At 57.0% G+C, this 19,278-nt stretch carries 12 protein-coding genes, 3 tRNA genes and 3 rRNA genes; 2 read left to right on the top strand and 16 right to left on the bottom strand.

Going from position 1 to position 19,278, the window contains the following annotated elements; all coding sequences use genetic code 11:
- Positions 1-882 precede the first annotated feature (882 nt).
- From OF385_RS02750 to OF385_RS02700, 11 genes are all read right to left on the bottom strand, one after another.
- Positions 883-955 (bottom strand) — tRNA-Glu (locus OF385_RS02750).
- A gap of 48 nt (positions 956-1,003) precedes the next feature.
- Positions 1,004-1,075, bottom strand: a tRNA-Gln gene (locus OF385_RS02745).
- Positions 1,076-1,353: 278 nt separating this feature from the next.
- Positions 1,354-1,430 (bottom strand) — tRNA-Pro (locus OF385_RS02740).
- A 103-nt stretch (positions 1,431-1,533) separates the two neighbouring features.
- On the bottom strand, positions 1,534-2,910 hold the full coding sequence (locus tag OF385_RS02735; RefSeq protein ID WP_264276872.1) for an FAD-binding oxidoreductase: 1,377 nt from the start codon (positions 2,908-2,910) through the stop codon (positions 1,534-1,536).
- Positions 2,911-3,178: 268 nt separating this feature from the next.
- Positions 3,179-3,295: ribosomal RNA gene (rrf, locus tag OF385_RS02730) — 5S ribosomal RNA — on the bottom strand.
- Between the two features lie 174 nt (positions 3,296-3,469).
- Positions 3,470-6,601 (bottom strand): 23S ribosomal RNA (locus tag OF385_RS02725).
- A gap of 575 nt (positions 6,602-7,176) precedes the next feature.
- Positions 7,177-8,702, bottom strand: a 16S ribosomal RNA gene (locus OF385_RS02720).
- The 16S, 23S and 5S rRNA genes sit together here, the layout of an rRNA operon.
- Before the next feature lie 571 nt (positions 8,703-9,273).
- Complete coding sequence (gene rlmB, locus OF385_RS02715; protein ID WP_264276871.1) at positions 9,274-10,221, bottom strand: 23S rRNA (guanosine(2251)-2'-O)-methyltransferase RlmB; 948 nt, start codon at positions 10,219-10,221, stop codon at positions 9,274-9,276.
- 43 nt (positions 10,222-10,264) lie between these two features.
- On the bottom strand, positions 10,265-11,716 hold the full coding sequence (gene cysS, locus OF385_RS02710) for a cysteine--tRNA ligase (RefSeq protein WP_264276870.1): 1,452 nt from the start codon (positions 11,714-11,716) through the stop codon (positions 10,265-10,267).
- A gap of 87 nt (positions 11,717-11,803) precedes the next feature.
- Positions 11,804-13,042, bottom strand: a complete 1,239-nt coding sequence (ispD, locus tag OF385_RS02705) for a 2-C-methyl-D-erythritol 4-phosphate cytidylyltransferase (protein WP_264276869.1) — start codon at positions 13,040-13,042, stop codon at positions 11,804-11,806.
- Between the two features lie 105 nt (positions 13,043-13,147).
- Positions 13,148-13,633, bottom strand: coding sequence for a CarD family transcriptional regulator (locus OF385_RS02700; protein ID WP_022877089.1), 486 nt, complete (start codon positions 13,631-13,633; stop codon positions 13,148-13,150).
- Between the two features lie 353 nt (positions 13,634-13,986).
- Here OF385_RS02700 and OF385_RS02695 point away from each other — a divergent pair, with 353 nt between their 5' ends.
- Positions 13,987-14,526: a DNA modification methylase gene (locus OF385_RS02695; RefSeq protein ID WP_264276868.1), complete on the top strand. Its 540-nt coding sequence runs from the start codon at positions 13,987-13,989 to the stop codon at positions 14,524-14,526.
- 74 nt (positions 14,527-14,600) lie between these two features.
- Here the strand turns inward: OF385_RS02695 and OF385_RS02690 are convergent, their stop codons facing one another.
- Both OF385_RS02690 and OF385_RS02685 read right to left on the bottom strand, forming a co-directional pair.
- Positions 14,601-15,281 carry a response regulator transcription factor gene (locus tag OF385_RS02690; protein WP_264276867.1) on the bottom strand — a complete coding sequence of 227 codons (681 nt, stop codon included), beginning with the start codon at positions 15,279-15,281 and terminating at the stop codon, positions 14,601-14,603.
- Complete coding sequence (locus OF385_RS02685; RefSeq protein ID WP_022877092.1) at positions 15,278-16,492, bottom strand: ATP-binding protein; 1,215 nt, start codon at positions 16,490-16,492, stop codon at positions 15,278-15,280. Before OF385_RS02685 ends, OF385_RS02690 begins: the two co-directional genes overlap by 4 nt.
- 226 nt (positions 16,493-16,718) lie before the next feature.
- Here OF385_RS02685 and phoU point away from each other — a divergent pair, with 226 nt between their 5' ends.
- Positions 16,719-17,372: a phosphate signaling complex protein PhoU gene (gene phoU / locus OF385_RS02680; RefSeq protein ID WP_264276866.1), complete on the top strand. Its 654-nt coding sequence runs from the start codon at positions 16,719-16,721 to the stop codon at positions 17,370-17,372.
- Positions 17,373-17,548: 176 nt separating this feature from the next.
- Here the strand turns inward: phoU and OF385_RS02675 are convergent, their stop codons facing one another.
- The 3 genes from OF385_RS02675 to OF385_RS02665 form a co-directional block, all read right to left on the bottom strand.
- A complete protein-coding gene (locus OF385_RS02675) occupies positions 17,549-17,851 on the bottom strand; it encodes a DUF4193 domain-containing protein (RefSeq protein ID WP_022877094.1) in 303 nt (100 codons plus the stop codon).
- Positions 17,852-18,049: 198 nt separating this feature from the next.
- Entirely contained in the window at positions 18,050-18,796 is a 747-nt protein-coding gene (locus OF385_RS02670) for a phosphoglyceromutase (RefSeq protein ID WP_264276865.1), read from the bottom strand.
- A gap of 130 nt (positions 18,797-18,926) precedes the next feature.
- On the bottom strand, positions 18,927-19,238 hold the full coding sequence (locus OF385_RS02665) for a DUF2516 family protein (protein WP_319019213.1): 312 nt from the start codon (positions 19,236-19,238) through the stop codon (positions 18,927-18,929).
- Positions 19,239-19,278: the final 40 nt, after the last annotated feature.

Here is a 19,278-nt window from a genome sequence, read left to right as displayed (position 1 = left end):
CACATAGGCAGCGATGCCAGACTACTTATGAAGTTCTATTGCTACGACACTCATGAATTCGTTCCTTCACTGCTGCCCTAACCGTATTGTGGCAATTTCGATCTGTGAACGCTTCACGATCTCGGCCTGCCCCGCCGATTACTACCCAGCTTGGAATTGTGTTTTCTTCTGTGCAGTCATAGCCCCACACTCAAATAGAGTTTCGCAGCCCCGTACACGACGGAGAACTCTTGGCAGCCAAGAAGTACCCGGCTGGTCTAGTACGCAGATAATTGAACATACTTGCTAGTATCGAGAGCTCCTGCGACGGTCATCTGCCCTAGAGTCGGCAAACAAGTGGTTAGGTTCGCATACTTGGCAACGCCGCACTGCCCTACCGCATCTGTATCGCGATATCTGATCGCGCGCTGGCCGGCGCCGAACTCTTATAGGCAAGATCTAGTGTCGGATTATCTGTCTTACGCGCAAAGCCAGAAACAAAGCTGAAAAGCTAATGGCCCACGTGCCATGCCTCTCGCGTTACTGCTCCCTATGAAAAATCGGGGGTGTTGGGCGCCAGGATTGGAGACGCGTGTATTTTGCACATACGACTCCGACAAGTTTCAGCTACACCGAAAGGTTTATGGAATAGCTTCAGAACGAAGGTGCCCGGTCCTATAGCCAACAGGAACGAAATATGACTGCACCGGCTGGACGCGTCAGTCGATGCACCGTCGAAATGTCACAGACGTAGAAGCAGCGGGAAAATCGCGTTCCGGAATGGCAAAGCAGATCAATATTCCAGAGTCTGACAGCAATTACCCCCTTTAGGTCCTATCAGCGCTGTCTGAGTCCTATTTCTGGGCATAAAAAAATCGCGGAACCGAAGTTCCGCGATATTTGTGACCCCAACGGGATTCGAACCCGTGTTGCCGCCGTGAGAGGGCGGAGTACTAGGCCGCTATACGATGGGGCCGTATGCTGAAGAATAATCTTCAGCTCACCAAATTGCTTTGGTGAAGCGCTGGGATACCAGGACTCGAACCTAGAATGACGGAACCAGAAACCGTTGTGTTGCCAATTACACCATATCCCAATATGACTTGCCATTCATAAGTCAGATCAGACAACCGATCTGCAATGAATGCCTTAGCACGAGATATAACTATACCTAAAAAGTTCCTCGAACGCACATCCAGAGCCCTGATACTCGAGTGATCTACAGCTCGTTAGTTTCAACAACGACAAAATACATGGCTGCTCCGATCCTGAACACCTGTAGAGGGCACTGAGGCAGAAATCCAGCGGCAAGCAGACTGTCGCAGAATGAACGAAGGACCCCGCTCATTGAGCTGGGTCCTTCGCATTTCTTATTGGTCGGGATAACAGGATTTGAACCTGCGACCTCGTCGTCCCGAACGACGCGCGCTACCAAACTGCGCCATATCCCGTGATCAAGAACGTTTTTACTCTACACCCGGAGCATTCTGATCTCATAATCCATCCGAAGCAGGAGAATGAGCAGGAAATGGATACAGCGAAAAACCAAGTCAGCTATATGCCTTTACCTGGGTTCAGAATATTCAGCGGATCCAATAGACCTTTGATGCTCCGTTGCAGTTCAAGCACATCAGCCGATTGTTCCCAAGGCAGCCAATCCTTCTTGATTAGTCCAACACCGTGCTCGCCCGTAATCGTTCCTCCCATCTCCAAAGCAATTCGAACTGAACTCTCAACCGCACGATGCAAGCGTCCCAATGGATCATCACGATCATCAGGTTCGACAGAAAAAGTTGGATGAAGATTGCCGTCGCCAACATGGGAAATCATTCGCATGTCTACTCGCTCTTGCTTGGCAGTCTCTTGAAGCCGGTGAACGTACTCAACCATCTTGCTCTTGGGAATCGCGACATCCTCACCCGTCCTATAGGCATCGTCCTTGGTGTCACCTCTACTCGTACGTCTCATTTCAATTAGTTCAGTAGCGCTGTTGCTTCCCGGAGGACTTACTTCGACGTCATGTTCGGCAAATACATCTCGGATCGCTTCCTCTTCACGAAGCGCGCCATATCCATCGAGCCTGGTTAACACCATCGCGCCACCTGATGCAGACAGATTTGTTCCATACTGCTCGTCCAATATCTGCATGGTTGCGTGGTCAACGAGTTCCAGAATTGCCGGTTGGATCCTGGCTCTAGCGATGAGCTGCACGCCGTGTACTGCTTCTTCCAAAGAGGGGAACACTAATGACATGTCGCGCTGGTCGACAGGCAGGTAACGCAATCGAAGCACAGCTCGCACCACAATCCCCAAAGTTCCCTCAGAACCTGTAAATAGCGCCGCTAGATCGTAACCAGCTACGCCCTTGAACGTGTTCTTTCCAACGCGTATCAAACGACCATCGGCTAGAACGACATCCAGCGACAGAACTGACTCACGCGTGACGCCATATTTTGCACAACGCAGACCACCCGCATTAGTTGCAACGTTCCCGCCAAGGGTGGACATCTTGTAACTAGCCGGATCCGGGGCGTACATCAACCCGAATTTGGCGACGGCCGTATTCAAATCATGATTGATGACGCCCGGTTCCACGATTGCTATTTCATCGTCAGGACGGATATCCAGGATCCGGTTCATTTTGCTCAGGTTCAGAACAATAGCTGGGCCTAAAACATGGACACCGCCCGATACCCCTGTTCCGGCTCCACGACTAATTACTGGGACGCCAAATTCGGTAGCCAGACTCATTACCCGCTGAACCTGTTGCACTTCGGTCGGTACAACGACGGCGACGGGACGAATTGGCTCTTCGGCGAGCTGCCCAAAATCTCTTGAATTTTCCGATAGAACTGATTCATCTTGGATTACTGCTTCTTCGGGAAGAACCTCACTGAGGCGTTCAAGAAAAGCCAGTTGCTTATTAGACATCTTTGTCTCCACAGTCGCTGGTGATTCGAACTTACCCTAGACCCTACGATCAAAGAGCTCAGACAGAGAAATCGTGACTGTGCTTGTTGCGGGTTTTTGTTGTGGCGGCCGGCGGGCACGCGCCCCATAAACACGACAAGGGAGCCAGGCCACCAGCCCCAACACCAACACCAAGCCGGCAACCAGCCCGCCACCAAACTACTGGTTAAACAGATGAGGCCCTGACACACACCGTGTGCCAGGGCCTCAAACCATCATCTCAAGTTAAGTCCGGCGGTGACCTACTCTCCCACACCCTCACGAGTGCAGTACCATCGGCGCAATGGGCCTTAGCTTCCGGGTTCGGTATGGGACCGGGCGTTTCCCCCACGCTATGACCGCCGTAACAATCACGAAGCACACAAACCAACTCATGGTGAACGTGTATTCGGTGCTACCAGCAAGACCACCAAGGGTCCTGCCTCAAACCTCATGTTTTCCGGTAAGAGGTTGTTGTCTCGTAACCGCATAGTGAACGCGAACAGCAATAATAATTGCTAGTAAAATATTGTTTTATTGTGTGTTGAAAGTCATCGGCCTATTAGTACAGGTCAGCTACACAAGTCTTCAGTCCTTGCTTCCACATCCTGCCTATCAACCCAGTGGTCTAGCTGGGGGCCTCACACACACAAGGTGCATGGAAATCTCATCTCGAAGCAGGCTTCCCGCTTAGATGCTTTCAGCGGTTATCCCTTCCCAACGTAGCTAATCAGCGATGCACTTGGCAGTACAACTGACACACCAGAGGTTAGTCCGTCCCGGTCCTCTCGTACTAAGGACAGCCCTTCTCAAATTTCCAACGCGCGCAGCGGATAGGGACCGAACTGTCTCACGACGTTCTAAACCCAGCTCGCGTACCGCTTTAATGGGCGAACAGCCCAACCCTTGGGACCTACTCCAGCCCCAGGATGCGACGAGCCGACATCGAGGTGCCAAACCATGCCGTCGATATGGACTCTTGGGCAAGATCAGCCTGTTATCCCCGAGGTACCTTTTATCCGTTGAGCGACGGCCCTTCCACGAGGTGCCGCCGGATCACTAGTCCCGACTTTCGTCCCTGCTCGAGCTGTCACTCTCACAGTCAAGCTCCCTTGTGCACTTACACTCGACACCTGATTGCCAACCAGGCTGAGGGAACCTTTGGGCGCCTCCGTTACATTTTAGGAGGCAACCGCCCCAGTTAAACTACCCATCAGGCACTGTCCCTGAACCAGATCATGGTCCGAAGTTAGGTGACCGGTACAGCCAGAGTGGTATTTCAACGATGACTCCACCTGAACTAGCGTCCAAGCTTCACAGTCTCCCACCTATCCTACACAAGCTGCACCGAACACCAATACCAAACTATAGTAAAGGTCTCGGGGTCTTTCCGTCCTGCTGCGCGTAACGAGCATCTTTACTCGTACTGCAATTTCGCCGAGTTCATGGTTGAGACAGCGGGGAAGTCGTTACTCCATTCGTGCAGGTCGGAACTTACCCGACAAGGAATTTCGCTACCTTAGGATGGTTATAGTTACCACCGCCGTTTACTGGGGCTTAAATTCTCAGCTTCGCCACAAGGGCTAACCAGTCCTCTTAACCTTCCAGCACCGGGCAGGAGTCAGTCCGTATACATCGTCTTGCGACTTCGCACGGACCTGTGTTTTTAGTAAACAGTCGCTTCCCCCTGGTCTCTGCGGCCCACACCCGCTCAAAGAAGCAAGTTCTCATCACGAGGCAGGCCCCCCTTCTTCCGAAGTTACGGGGGCATTTTGCCGAGTTCCTTAACCATGATTCTCTCGATCGCCTTAGTATTCTCTACCTGATCACCTGTGTCGGTTTGGGGTACGGGCGGACTGGGACCTCGCGCCGATGCTTTTCTAGGCAGCATAGGATCACCGAATCACCCGCCAAAGCGGGCGCCTATCAGGTCTCAGAACATATGAGCGGCGGATTTGCCAACCACTCTTCCTACACCCTTGGACCAGGTCAATTCCATTGCCTGGCTCGGCTACCTTCCTGCGTCACACCTGTTAATACGCTGACCTCACTGCATCGGTTCCCACCACACCACCAGCAACCATTCCCGAAGGAACACATCACCGGATCCGTCATGGTTAGCATCCACAGCTCAGTATGGGCGGTCCTTCGCCGGTACGGGAATATCAACCCGTTATCCATCGACTACGCCTGTCGGCCTCGCCTTAGGCCCCGACTAACCCAGGGCAGATTAGCTTAACCCTGGAACCCTTGATCATTCGGCGGACGGGTTTCCCACCCGTCATTCGCTACTCATGCCTGCATTCTCACTCGTATAGCGTCCACCGCTGGTTTCCACCGCGACTTCACCCGCTATACGACGCTCCCCTACCCATCCAAACACCCAATCGAAACCGGGCAAAAATTTGAATGACGCAACTTCGGCGGTGTGCTTGAGCCCCGCTACATTATCGGCGCGGAATCACTTGACCAGTGAGCTATTACGCACTCTTTCAAGGGTGGCTGCTTCTAAGCCAACCTCCTGGTTGTCACAGCAACTCCACATCCTTTCCCACTTAGCACACGCTTAGGGGCCTTAGTTGGCGTTCTGGGCTGTTTCCCTCTCGACTATGAAGCTTATCCCCCACAGTCTCACTGCTACGCTCTCACTTACCGGCATTCGGAGTTTGGCTAAGGTCAGTAACCTTGTAGGGCCCATCGCCTATCCAGTAGCTCTACCTCCAGCAAGAAACACGTAACGCTGCACCTAAATGCATTTCGGGGAGAACCAGCTATCACGAAGTTTGATTGGCCTTTCACCCCTACCCACAGCTCATCCCCTCCATTTTCAACTGAAGTGGGTTCGGTCCTCCACACGCTCTTACACGCGCTTCAACCTGGCCATGGGTAGATCACTTCGCTTCGGGTCTAGACCGTGCCACTCAAACGCCCTATTCAGACTCGCTTTCGCTACGGCTACCCCACACGGGTTAACCTCGCGACACAGCACTAACTCGCAGGCTCATTCTTCAAAAGGCACGCCATCACCCAGGAACAAGTCCCAGGCCCTGACGGATTGTAAGCGCACGGTTTCAGGTACTATTTCACTCCCCTCCCGGGGTACTTTTCACCATTCCCTCACGGTACTGATTCACTATCGGTCATCAAGTAGTATTCAGGCTTACCAGGTGGTCCTGGCAGATTCACACAAGGTTTCACGGGCCCCGTGCTACTCGGGTATCAACACTAGAACGGCAGACACGCATTACACCTACGGGACTATCACCCTCTATGGTCCGGCATTCCAACCGATTCACCTATACGCCTGCACCTCATCCCGCCAGCAAGATAGCACTGGCACATGTCAACCCCACAACCCCGATGATGCAACGCCTATCCGCTATCACACACCAACCGGTTTAGCCCCATCCGCGTTCGCTCGCCACTACTAACGGAATCACTATTGTTTTCTCTTCCTGCGGGTACTGAGATGTTTCACTTCCCCGCGTTCCCTCCACACAGCCTATACATTCAGCTGCAGGTCACACCACATAACATGGTGCGGGGTTCCCCCATTCGGAAATCCTGGCCTCAACGTCCGGTTATCGACTCCACCAGGCTTATCGCAGATTCCCACGTCCTTCATCGGCTCTTGATGCCAAGGCATCCACCGTGCGCCCTTAAAAACTTCAACACAACATCAAAGTCTCAAAAGTATGAGCAATAAAACAATCTAACAAAATCACGCAGACAAGACTCAAACACCAGGCAACCCCAGGAAAAGGGCCACCCGACTCATCTCATCCGCAAGATGCTCGCGTTCACTATACAGTTCCCAAACAACAACCCCGCACCCCCGCAACCACACCACCGGCAAAGGCAGCACGACCACGGCAAACACAGGACAAACACCGAAACACCAAGAACCCCACACCACAACAACAACCCCCACAAAAAAGGGGCCATCACCGCGGCCTGGAGGCTTGTTGCCTCAAAACCCAACAGCATGCCAAACCATACAAACCACACAACACCACCACCGCTTTTCCAACACCACAACAACCCCGAAAGATCATCATGCTGCGTACTCACCAGCAACAACACCATGCAGCCACAGCCAGTACCCCACACACACCACACAACCCCACAAAGGATCGAACAGCATGCATGCCTTCCAGTACTGAGTCCATTGATATTCCACCCATGAGCAACCCACCCGCACCACACTCGGGCACAGACATGGGCAACCAAAAATGGTTAGCTCCTTAGAAAGGAGGTGATCCAGCCGCACCTTCCGGTACGGCTACCTTGTTACGACTTAGTCCCAATCGCCAGTCCCACCTTCGACGACTCCCCCCACACAAGGTGGTTAGGCCATCGGCTTCGGGTGTTACCAACTTTCGTGACTTGACGGGCGGTGTGTACAAGGCCCGGGAACGTATTCACCGCAGCGTTGCTGATCTGCGATTACTAGCGACTCCGACTTCATGGGGTCGAGTTGCAGACCCCAATCCGAACTGAGACCGGCTTTTAGGGATTAGCTCCACCTCACAGTATCGCAACCCATTGTACCGGCCATTGTAGCATGCGTGAAGCCCAAGACATAAGGGGCATGATGATTTGACGTCATCCCCACCTTCCTCCGAGTTGACCCCGGCAGTCTCCCATGAGTCCCCACCACTACGTGCTGGCAACATGGAACGAGGGTTGCGCTCGTTGCGGGACTTAACCCAACATCTCACGACACGAGCTGACGACAACCATGCACCACCTGTGAACCAGCCCCGAAGGGAAACCCCATCTCTGGAGCGGTCTGGCACATGTCAAGCCTTGGTAAGGTTCTTCGCGTTGCATCGAATTAATCCGCATGCTCCGCCGCTTGTGCGGGCCCCCGTCAATTCCTTTGAGTTTTAGCCTTGCGGCCGTACTCCCCAGGCGGGGCACTTAATGCGTTAGCTACGGCGCGGAAAACGTGGAATGTCCCCCACACCTAGTGCCCAACGTTTACGGCATGGACTACCAGGGTATCTAATCCTGTTCGCTCCCCATGCTTTCGCTCCTCAGCGTCAGTAAATGCCCAGAGACCTGCCTTCGCCATCGGTGTTCCTCCTGATATCTGCGCATTTCACCGCTACACCAGGAATTCCAGTCTCCCCTACATCACTCTAGTCTGCCCGTACCCACCGCAGATCCGAGGTTGAGCCTCGGACTTTCACGGCAGACGCGACAAACCGCCTACGAGCTCTTTACGCCCAATAAATCCGGATAACGCTTGCGCCCTACGTATTACCGCGGCTGCTGGCACGTAGTTAGCCGGCGCTTCTTCTGCAGGTACCGTCACTTTCGCTTCTTCCCTACTGAAAGAGGTTTACAACCCGAAGGCCGTCATCCCTCACGCGGCGTCGCTGCATCAGGCTTCCGCCCATTGTGCAATATTCCCCACTGCTGCCTCCCGTAGGAGTCTGGGCCGTGTCTCAGTCCCAGTGTGGCCGGTCACCCTCTCAGGCCGGCTACCCGTCGTCGCCTTGGTGAGCCATTACCTCACCAACAAGCTGATAGGCCGCGAGTCCATCCCCCACCGATAAATCTTTCAACAACCCACCATGCAGTAGGAAGTCATATCCGGTATTAGACCCAGTTTCCCGGGCTTATCCCAGAGTCAGGGGCAGGTTACTCACGTGTTACTCACCCGTTCGCCACTAATCCACCCTGCAAGCAGGGCTTCATCGTTCGACTTGCATGTGTTAAGCACGCCGCCAGCGTTCATCCTGAGCCAGGATCAAACTCTCCATAAAAAACAAAAAGCCACCGAAACCCCTCGGAAAATAAGGGAGAATCAATGAAAAATCCTGGCGAATAAAAAACACTCAAGAACACTGCACGGGGGTGCAATGCCTCAAGCAAATGTCATGTATTCACCAAATAAAATAATTCGGTATCAACAAACTTGGCACACTATTGAGTTCTCAAACAACAAACACTCTCGACACCACAACCACCACAACACAGTGACTGCTTCGCTCCGGAGCAACTTTTCTAGCCTACCATGTTTCGCGATCCGGTCAAAACCGGTCGAAACCCTTCGGTGAAAAGTGATTGGCCGCCAGGTAAACAACTCGTAGATTCCGTGTTGTTTCCGTTCCGGCAACAGATAAAAACTTTACACGGGTTCCCACCAAACGCAAAATCGGCCTGTGCACTCTCCCATCAGCTCGGAAACGCCGTAACTACGCGGATTCTGGGCTTGCCAGTATGAATTCTGGCCAAAAACAACTGAAATTTGTTGTTATGAAGCGGGTCACTCTACGGAAAATGGGCCGCCACCTATCCGGAGACAGGTGGCGGCCCATTGAAAAACGCAGCGTGCTACTTGGCACCCTGGTTACGCAGGCGGGACACTTCGTAGAGCGAAATACCTACGGCCATCGATGCGTTCAGCGATTCCATGGCGGAGTCGATCGGGATCGAGACGATCGCGTCGCAGTTCTCGCGGACCAGCCGCGAGAGGCCCTTGCCCTCGGAACCAACCACGATGCACAGCGGGCCGGTGGCCAGCTCGAAGTTCGGTAGCTCCATGTCGCCGCCGGCGTCAAGGCCGATGACGAAGATGCCGGCAGCCTTGATTTCCTTCAGTGCGGTGGTGAGGTTGGTGCACTTGGCAACCGGAACGCGCACTGCTGCGCCAGCACTGGTCTTCCATGCCGAGGCAGTCATCCCAACGCTTCGACGCTCAGGGATGATGACACCGTCGGCGCCGAATGCGGAAGCTGAGCGAACGATCGCGCCGAGGTTACGCGGATCGGTGATGCCATCCAACGCCAGGAACAACGGCTGCGACTTGGTGTAGCCACGGTCGTAGTCCTTGACGACTTTGGTCGCCAGCTGCACAGCATCCTTGTATTCGTATGGCGGGATCTGCAGGGCTAGGCCCTGGTGAATCGCGTCGTCGGTCATGCGATCGAGTTCCTGCTTCGATGCTTCCATCAACGGGATGCCCTGAGCGGCAGCAAGCTTGAGGGATTCACGCACGCGGTCATCCACGTCGATGCGGATGGCTACGTGCAGTGCTTTGGCAGGGATGCCGGCACGCAATGCCTCGACAACCGAGTTGCGGCCGGTTACGAATTCAGCGTTGACCTTGATCCGGTCGGTGCGCTTGCCGGTGCCGCGTTTAGCGGCCGAGCGCTCGGACAGCTGCTTGGCACGGTAAGCCTTGTGGTACGGGCGATCTTCCGCCTTGGGGGTCGGGCCCTTGCCCTCGAGGGAACGTCGTCCCTTGCCGCCACTGCCCTTGGTTGGGCCCTTTTTGCTCATGGTATGTGTCCTTAAAGTTGAGTTTGCTGTAGCCGATCAGCGGCTAGTTGTTCAGTGTCCAGCGGGCGCCGTCAGCGGAGTCAAGCACCGTGATACCTGCAGCGGCCAAGGCGTCGCGGATCGCATCCGAACGCGACCAGTCCTTGGCGGCGCGTGCCTGGGCGCGTTCCGCCAGCTGCGCCTGGATCAGCTGGTCCAGCACCTCGTGCTCTGCAGATGCATCGGAGTTCTGCTGGCCGCTGGCATCGTCCAAGCCGAGTACCTGCGTCATTGCCAGCACCTGGCCAAGGGCTGCGGCAACGGCTGCGTCCTCGTGCTTATCCAGGGAAGCGTTGCCGTGGCGCACCGTTTCATGCAAGGCGGCCAAGGCCATTGGAACGTTCAGATCGTCATCCATCGCGGAGGCGAAAGCTTCCGGCACCTGCGTGGCAGCTATCGTTTCTGCCGCGGAACCCAAGCGGTAACGCGCGTTGGAGATGAAAGTGTCGATGCGTTCCACCGCTGCGCCAGCTTCGGTCAGCGAGTCCGGGCGGTAGTCCAGCATGGAGCGGTACTGGGCCTGGCCCAGGAAGTAGCGCACCACGCGGGCGTCGGCCAGGGCAAGCATTTCCTCGGGGGAAATGGTGTTGCCCACGGATTTGGACATCTTCTCGCCCTCATAGGTGACCATGCCGTTGTGCATCCAGAAGTTCGCGAATCCGTGCCCGGCCGCATTGGACTGGGCCATTTCGTTTTCGTGGTGCGGGAAGCGCAGGTCCAGCCCGCCGCCATGGATGTCGAATTCGCTGCCAAGGTACTTGCCAGCCATGGCCGAGCATTCCAGGTGCCAGCCCGGACGGCCCCGGCCCCACGGGCTTGGCCAGGACGCGGTGCGCGGATCGGAGTCCTTGTGCCCCTTCCACAGGGCGAAGTCCCGAGGGTCCTTTTTGCCGCGTGGATCCGAGTCGGCGGCATCCTGCATGTCGTCGATCTTCTGCCGGGTCAGCGCACCGTACTGCTCGTAGGAGCGCACGTCGAAGTACACATCGCCGGAGCCATCGGCGGCCGGGTAAGCGTGCCCGCGGTTGATCAGCTCGGTGATCAGTTCGTGCATTTCGGTGATGTGCCCGGTGGCCCGCGGCTCATAGGTCGGCCGGCGCACGCCGAGCGCCTCATAGGCGCGGGCAAACTCCTGCTCGAATCGGTAGGCCAGCGAGAACCATTCTTCGCGTGGCTTGTAGTGTTCGTCGGCTTGGAAATCCGCGGCAAAGGAGTTGTCGGACTTTTCCAGGATCTTGTCGTCGATGTCGGTGACATTGCGGACCGTGGTGACCGCTAAGCCGCGGTATTCCAGCCAGCGGGAGAGCACATCGAAGACGATGGCGCTGCGGACATGGCCCACATGCGGCATGCCCTGCACGGTGGCGCCGCAGTAGTACAGCTTGACTTCGCCTTCGGTTAACGGCTGGAAGTCACGTACTGATGCTGTTTTGGTGTCATAGAATCGCAGGCTCACGCCTTTAAGGTTATCCGATGGATGCACCCTTTGTACTTCACTTGTGATGCGCTCGCTGATCTGGGCTTTTCGCCGGCTCTCCCGCCCTCAGTTCTGCGCGGCGTACACCAGCGCTGTGGCGTAGGCGGTGATTCCGGTTCCTTCGCCCTCGTAGCCCAGCCCGTCGCTGGTGGTCGCAATGACGCTGACTGGGGCGCCGATCGCATTGCTGAGCACCTGGCTGGCCTCTTCGCGCCGTGCCGAGAAGCGCGGGCGGCGTCCCACGAACTGCACGGCGACATTGCCGATTTCGAACCCGGCGTCGCGAACCAAACGCGCGGCTTCTGCAAGCAGCCTCACACCGCTGGCCCCGGCGAATTCTGGCCGATCCACCCCGAAGTGGGTTCCCAGATCGCCGATCCCGGCCGCGCTGAAGAGCGCATCGCAGGCGGCATGGGCGACCGCGTCGCCATCCGAATGCCCCGACAGGCCAATATCCTCGGGGAAGTGCAGGCCGGCGAGCCACATCGGCCGGGCGGGGTCAGTGCTCACTGCGTGAACGTCGATACCGTTTCCGATGCGTGGCAGGATCATTGGTTCCTTCGCGGTGTTGGCGGGGCTGTGCTGGGTACTGATGAGCTGGTTGACGGTATCGAGGTCATCGGGATGGGTGACCTTCAATGCCTGCTGCGCACCGGCGACCACCTGCACCTTTTCACCATAGGCGCGCACGATCGAGGCATCATCGGTGACTTTTTCCAGTTCCGCTTCGGTGTAGTGGTCCAGCTGGGCGTGGGCTTGGCGCAGCACCGAGGCCTTGAACCCCTGCGGGGTCTGCACCGCGCGTAGGGTGGATCGTGCCGGGGTGTGCTCGATGTATTCGGTGCCATCCAGCGTTCCGGGTTCCACCACGGAGATCGTGTCGGTCACGGCCAGTGCGGGAATGGCTGCGGTGGCATGGCCTTGATCCAGCGCCTCGATCACGCGCTGGTAGAGGTCGACCGGGGCAAAAGCGCGGGCGGCGTCATGGACCAGGATGTTTGCGGCGTCCGGGCTTACGGCGCCAAGGCCGCGGCGTACCGAATCGGCACGGCTGCTTCCTCCGGGAACAGTGCGCAATGCGGTGCCGTAGGGGGCCAGGACCTCGGACATGCGGTAGTCATCTGCGGGGGTGACCACAATGATTTCAGCGATCTGCTCGACCTGCAGGATGCGGTCGATAGCGTGTTCCACCAGGGACTTGCCAGCTACCTGAACCAGTGCTTTGGGAATGCCGGCTCCGAGCCGGGTGCCCATTCCGGCGGCAACCAGGATCAGGCTCGAGGTATGCGATGGTGTTTGCTTCACAGCGCCCAGCTTATCGCGTTCATGATGGATTGATCGGGCTTTTAACGGCAACAGCCGTGAAACGCTTTTCAGCGCTTCACGGCAAGATGCAATCGGGAGTTTCGCCTAGGCCGAAGCCAAAACCTCATCCAGCAGGCCCTCGGCCTTGGTCTCATCCAGGTCCTTGGCCAGAGCCAATTCGCTGATCAGGACCTGACGGGCCTTGGCCAGCATGCGCTTTTCGCCTGCCGACAGACCACGATCATTTTCTCGGCGCCAGAGATCGCGAACGACCTCGGCCACCTTGATGACATCGCCGGAAGCTAGCTTCTCGACATTTGCCTTGTAGCGGCGCGACCAGTTGGTCGGCTCTTCAGTAAATTCAGCACGAAGGACATCGAACACATGGTCCAAGCCTTCCTGACCTACCACGTCACGCACGCCAACCAGATCAACGTTCTCTGCAGGAACTTCAATGGTCAGGTCACCCTGAGCCACCTTGAGCTTGAGATACATTTTCTCTTCACCCTTGATCTTGCGCATCTTGATCTCTTCGATCATTGCGGCGCCGTGGTGCGGGTAGACAACAGTCTCGCCAACCTCAAAAACCATGTGGATAAACCCCTTTCCCACAACATAGTCTAACATGTTTGCCATCGACGAACCCTCGATTGTGCCCGATATAACCGCGAATTCACGCGGATTGACCTCTTCCATTCGCAAGAGAAACATGGTAGGAAGAAGGTAGGGTGGGTTGGGTTTTATACCCCTTATTCCCAAACCCGGTTCTCTACTGCTTGTCGAAAAGTGTGTGTTGCACGTCGCTAAATCGCGTCTTTGCGTGAAAAACGGCTAGGCTTAGAGGTAATCATGGTCTAGTTCTTGGGTTGCCCCTGCTCTGGGTGCAGACAAGCCGACAGCCATGAACCGAAGCAACTCATTATTCTCACCGAGGAGTTAGTGTCGTGATCACCGCACGCATGACCGCTGGACGTCGCATTGCCGCGTCCCTCGCTGTGGCTGCCCTGGCATTCGGTGTCACCAGCTGTGGCGCCATCAACGAGCAGGCCACCAACACCGACTACGCTGCCAGCGATGGCGTGCATGTCGACGTCGCCGACGCACAGGTTCGCAACCTGCTGTTGGTTACCAACAGCGACGGCTCCAAGGCGCGTCTGATCGGCTCTGTTGTCAACGACAGCGATTCCTCGCTGACCCTGACCGTCGAGGCAGCCAGCACCGAGCCAGTGACCATCTCGGTTCCAGCCGAACAGAGCGTCAAGCTGGAAGATGATGCGAACCAGAAGGTCGTTTCCGGCCTGAACATCTCTGCTGGCGAGCATGCAGAGACTACCTTCACCTCGGGCGGCGAGACCGTTGACTTCAGCGTCCCTGTCGTCGATGGCACCCTTGCCGAATACCGCGATTTCGTGCCAGGCGGATCCGACGCCTCCGTTACTGATCACCTGAAGAAGACCGAGAGCCACGCGACCTCGGAGCACTAAGCAAAAAACCAGGGAGCCTGGGAGCGAATCAATTGATTCGCTCCCAGGCTCCCTGGTTTTTAAGACCTGGCCAGCTAGACCACGAACTTGTAGCCCAAGCCGCGCACCGTCACCAGATGCTCGGGCGAGGCCGGGTCCGGCTCGATCTTCGATCGAAGGCGCTTGACGTGAACGTCGAGGGTCTTGGTATCCCCCACGTAGTCGCTGCCCCAGACCCTGTCGATCAGCTGTCCGCGGGTGAGCACGCGTCCGGCATTGCGCAGGAGCATCTCCAGCAGCTCGAATTCCTTCAGCGGCATGGAGACCTCGGAGTTGTCGACCGAAACCATGTGGCGCTCGACGTCCATGCGTACCGGGCCGGCGGTGACCACATTGCTGATCAGCTCTTCGCCCTCGCCCTGGCGGCGTAGGACGGCGCGGATGCGAGCGAGCAGCTCACGGGACGAATATGGCTTGGTGACGTAGTCATCGGCTCCCAGCTCGAGGCCAACCACCTTGTCGATTTCCGAATCCTTGGCGGTGAGCATGATGACCGGGACCTGGCTGTTCAACCGGATCTGGCGGATCACCTCGGTTCCGGGCTGCCCTGGCAGCATCAGGTCCAAGAGCACCAGATCGGCACCGTGGCGTTCAAACTCGGCGACGGCAACCAGCCCGTCCTCCGCGATCCGTACTTCAAATCCTTCGCGTTCCAGCAGGAAAGACAGCGGATCAGAAAGCGATTCCTCATCCTCCACGATCAAGATTCTGGTCATCGTCGTCCTCCTTCGCGATCGGAGGTTCGCGCCTCGACCGCTCGTTCCTTCATCATCTCGTCGGCAGCACCATCAGTGCCTGCCCGTTCTTCATCCGCTAGGGGAAGTCTAAGGGTAAAAGTGGAGCCCTGGCCGGGCTGCGACCACAGCGACACCTCGCCGCCGTGGTTGGCCAGCACGTGCTTGACGATGCTCAGCCCCAATCCGGTACCGCCGGTTTGCCGTGAGCGCGCGGAGTCGACGCGGTAGAAACGCTCGAAGACGCGTTCTTGCTCCTCGGGTGAAATGCCCGGGCCCTGGTCGGTGACCGAGATCTGCGCATAGCCATCGCGTTGGCGGATCCCCACGCCCACCTTGGTGTTCTCCGGGGAGTACCGGATCGCGTTGTCGATCAGGTTGCGCACTGCGGTCATCAGCAGATCGGGATCGCCCAGAATCGGCTCATCCAGGTGCCCGCCGACGGTGATGTCGATGCCTTTTTCCTCGGCAATCAGGTGGCTGCGATCCACCGCTTCGGCGACAACGGAATCGATATTCACTTCCTTGCCCTGCACAATGGCATCGCTGGCCTGCAGCCGGGAAAGCTCGATAATGTCCTGGACCAGCGCGGCAAGCCGTCGTGATTCCTTATCCATGCGGGTGGAGAAACGGCGCACCGCGGTCGGGTCATCGGCCGCTTCGGTGATGGCCTCGGCCAGCAGGGAGATGGCGCCGACCGGAGTTTTCAACTCGTGCGAAACGTTGGCCACGAAGTCGTTGCGCATGGCTTCGGTGCGCGTGATCTCGGTGCGGTCATCGGCCAGCAGCAAAATGTATTCGTCGCCCAAAGGCGCGACGCGCACGTGGACAATCAGCTGTCCGGCGCCGAGCGTTGAGCGCTGCAATTCATACTGGCTCTCAGCGATCACGCCGTCTGCGCGCACCTGGCGGACCAGCGCCAGCAGCTCGTTGTGAACCAGCGTGTGGCCTCGGACCAGGCCGTAGGCATAGGAGGCGGGATTAGCCCGCACGACTCCGTCAACATCATCGAGGATCACGAAGGCGCGTCCGATGACGGACAGGACGGCCGCCGCGCCTTCAGGGAGCAGAGGCTCGTCCACCTGCGGCAGTCGGGCGGTCCGGCGCTGGGAAATCCTGAAAGCGATCACGCCAACGATGCCCAGGGCCAGACCGAGGACACCGGCTATCAGAGTCGAGATCACATCGTTCACCCTTTTAGCGTAGCTTCCCCGCTGGGCACCTTCGTTCCTAAATGACGCGAAAATGGCCAAATCGGCGCGCTGTTCACCAAACGTTCACGTTTCGTGGCATATTCGTTAATCACCCGCTGACAGGCTGGAGTAAGACCCTCCACCATGCCATGAATCTGTTTGGGGTGGCTTGCCGCTACGGCGGAAGGCCAGCTGGCATGGGAACCGATACTCGAAAGGAACTGCTGTGCGTAAGGTTTTTCAGGCAGATCTACAACAAATTGGCGAAGAACTTATTGAGATGGCCAACCAAGTCGCGACCGCCATGGATCGCGCATGGGATTCGTTGGCGAATGCCGACGTTGAGCTGGCCCAGGAAGTCATCGCGGCAGACGCGAAAATCGATTTCCTGCAGAACCAGCTGGATGAACGCGCTATCGATACCCTGGCGCTCCAGGGCCCCGTGGCCAGCGACCTGCGCATGATCGTCGGCTCGCTGCGCATGAGCGCTTCGCTCGAACGCATGGGCGACCTAGCACGCCACTTGGCGCAGCTAGCCCGCCTGCGTTTCCCGTCGCCGGCAATTCCAGAGAAGATCTCCACGACCTTCGCTGAAATGGCGAAAATCGACATCCAGATCGCCCAGGCCGTGGCCCGCCTGCTCGACACCCGCGATCTGAAGATCGCCGCGGAGATCATTGAATTGAACCACGAAGTCGATCGCCTCCACTCCAGCGTCTTCGCTCGCATCGCCGAAGCGGATTGGGATGCTTCGGCCCCGACCACCGTGGATGTTTCCTTGACCAGCCGCTACCTTGAGCGCTTCGGCGATCACGGTGTTTCCGTGGCCCGCAAGGTCACGTACCTGGTCACCGGCGAATGGGATCCATCGGACGCCTAAGCCGATCACGGCATCAAGATCCTCGGCAGTGCCTGCACCCGGAAGCCTTCCGGATGCAGGCACTGCTTATTTGGCCCATTGCTTAAGGAAAGCTCGACGGCAAAGGGCAGCCCACCAGTTGGCGGGCTGCCCTTGAAATTTTCGGCGCGCAATCGGCGCCGGCGTACAGCGGCTTCTTAGCCTTCGCACTCTACGCAGAAACCTACATTGCCTTCTTCGCGAACCAGCTGCGAGCGGTGGCGAATCAAGAAGCACGAGCCACAGATGAACTCGTCGTCTTTCTGTGGAATGACGGTGACCGTCAATTCCTCGTTGGACAAATCTGCACCCGGCAGATCCATGCCATCAGTGTGATCGGCTTCGTCGAGCTCGCGCACGACGGACTTGGCGTCCGGTGCGTTTGCGGACTTAACCGCATCCAGTGAAGCCTTGCGTGCCTCAGCAACGTCTGGGCGGACTTCATCGTAATCAGTTGCCACGAATTGCATTCCTAACGTGAGCCATTGAGCCTATTCGAAATAGGAGATTACAGCATACTAATGCCAAAAATACAATCGTGCGCAGTTGTTTCGCTCACAGCCATATAGCCGGCCCATTTTGTAGGTTAAATACAAAACGGCGGCACCAGAACTTCCGAGCTCAACGCCTGGGGTTCTAGTGCCGCCGAAAAGCAGGTTTTACTTGCGTCCCTGGTTTGCGACAGCCTTGATGGCGTCGGCAGCAGCGGCAGGATCCAGGTAAGTTCCGCCCTTGGTGATTGGCTGGAAGTCGTCGTCCAACTCATAAACCAGCGGGATGCCGGTCGGGATGTTCAGGTTGGCGATATCTTCGTCGCTGATGCCGTCAAGGTGCTTGACCAGTGCACGCAGCGAGTTGCCGTGAGCGGTAACCATAACGGTCTTGCCCTCCGACAGGTCCGCCTTGATGTTCTCTTCCCAGTAAGGAAGCATGCGCTCCAGCACGTCCTTGAGGCACTCGGTGCGTGGAGCGGAATCGCCCAGCGCGGCGTAGCGCTCGTCATTGATCTGGCTGAATTCCGAGGAGTCATCCAGAACTGGTGGCGGGGTGTCGTAGCTGCGGCGCCATTCCATGAACTGCTCTTCGCCGAATTCAGCCAAGGTCTGGGCCTTGTCCTTGCCCTGAAGCGCGCCGTAATGACGCTCGTTCAGGCGCCAGTCGCGGTTCACTGGGATCCACGAGCGGCCGGCGGCTTCCAATGCCAGATTGGCAGTGACGATCGCGCGGGTCAGCAGCGAGGTGTGCAGCACCTCTGGCTTGTAACCGGCCTCGGCCAGCAGCTGGCCGCCGCGGGAAGCTTCAGCACGGCCCTGTTCGGTCAGCGATACGTCGTACCAGCCGGTGAACAGATTCTTTTCGTTCCATTCGCTCTGCCCATGGCGAAGCAAGATCAAAGTGTGACTCATACGATCCATCCTATCCAATGCACCAGCACCGAAGCGCCAAAGTTAAGGGGTGTTCATTAATTGAGAAGACCCGCCCTCGTCTTACAACACGAGTGCGGGTCATCCAAAGTTCAATGCGGTTCCTAGCGGCCTAGTAGTTGTACCAGCCGCCACCTTGCCCGCTGACTGCAGGCTTGACATCTGCAAGGTAGACGCAGGCAATGCAGGCACCGATGAGCTGCAGGAAGCCAATTCCGCCACCGCTGAGGATGCCCAGCAAGGACACGACAGCACTCGCCGCGGTCAGGCCGGTCCAAAAGCCTTTGGTGCGCTTGCCTTCTTGCGCGAAGCGCTGGGCTCCGTGGCGCAGGCAGTCAACCAGCGCCCAGACGGCGAGCACCAGAATGATGACGCTCAGAGCCAGCATCAAGTAGTACTCGATCAGGTGGGCAACATTCATCATGGACATATCTTCACTCTACCTATGAGACTTCACGTTTTAG

This window comes from Glutamicibacter sp. JL.03c, assembly GCF_025854375.1.
In the GTDB taxonomy this organism is placed as follows: Bacteria; Actinomycetota; Actinomycetes; order Actinomycetales; family Micrococcaceae; genus Glutamicibacter.
The sequence above is the reverse complement of the archived record's forward strand: the minus strand, read 5'-3'. Positions and strand labels throughout refer to the sequence as shown.

Coding starts and splice junctions, on each gene's coding strand:
- OF385_RS02735 (WP_264276872.1), bottom strand. CDS start 2,910: ATGTCTAATAAGCAACTGGCTTTTCTTGAACGCCTCAGTGAGGTTCTT.
- rlmB (WP_264276871.1), bottom strand. CDS start 10,221: ATGAGCAAAAAGGGCCCAACCAAGGGCAGTGGCGGCAAGGGACGACGT.
- OF385_RS02700 (WP_022877089.1), bottom strand. CDS start 13,633: ATGGTTTTTGAGGTTGGCGAGACTGTTGTCTACCCGCACCACGGCGCC.
- OF385_RS02690 (WP_264276867.1), bottom strand. CDS start 15,281: ATGACCAGAATCTTGATCGTGGAGGATGAGGAATCGCTTTCTGATCCG.
- OF385_RS02670 (WP_264276865.1), bottom strand. CDS start 18,796: ATGAGTCACACTTTGATCTTGCTTCGCCATGGGCAGAGCGAATGGAAC.
- OF385_RS02665 (WP_319019213.1), bottom strand. CDS start 19,238: ATGATGAATGTTGCCCACCTGATCGAGTACTACTTGATGCTGGCTCTG.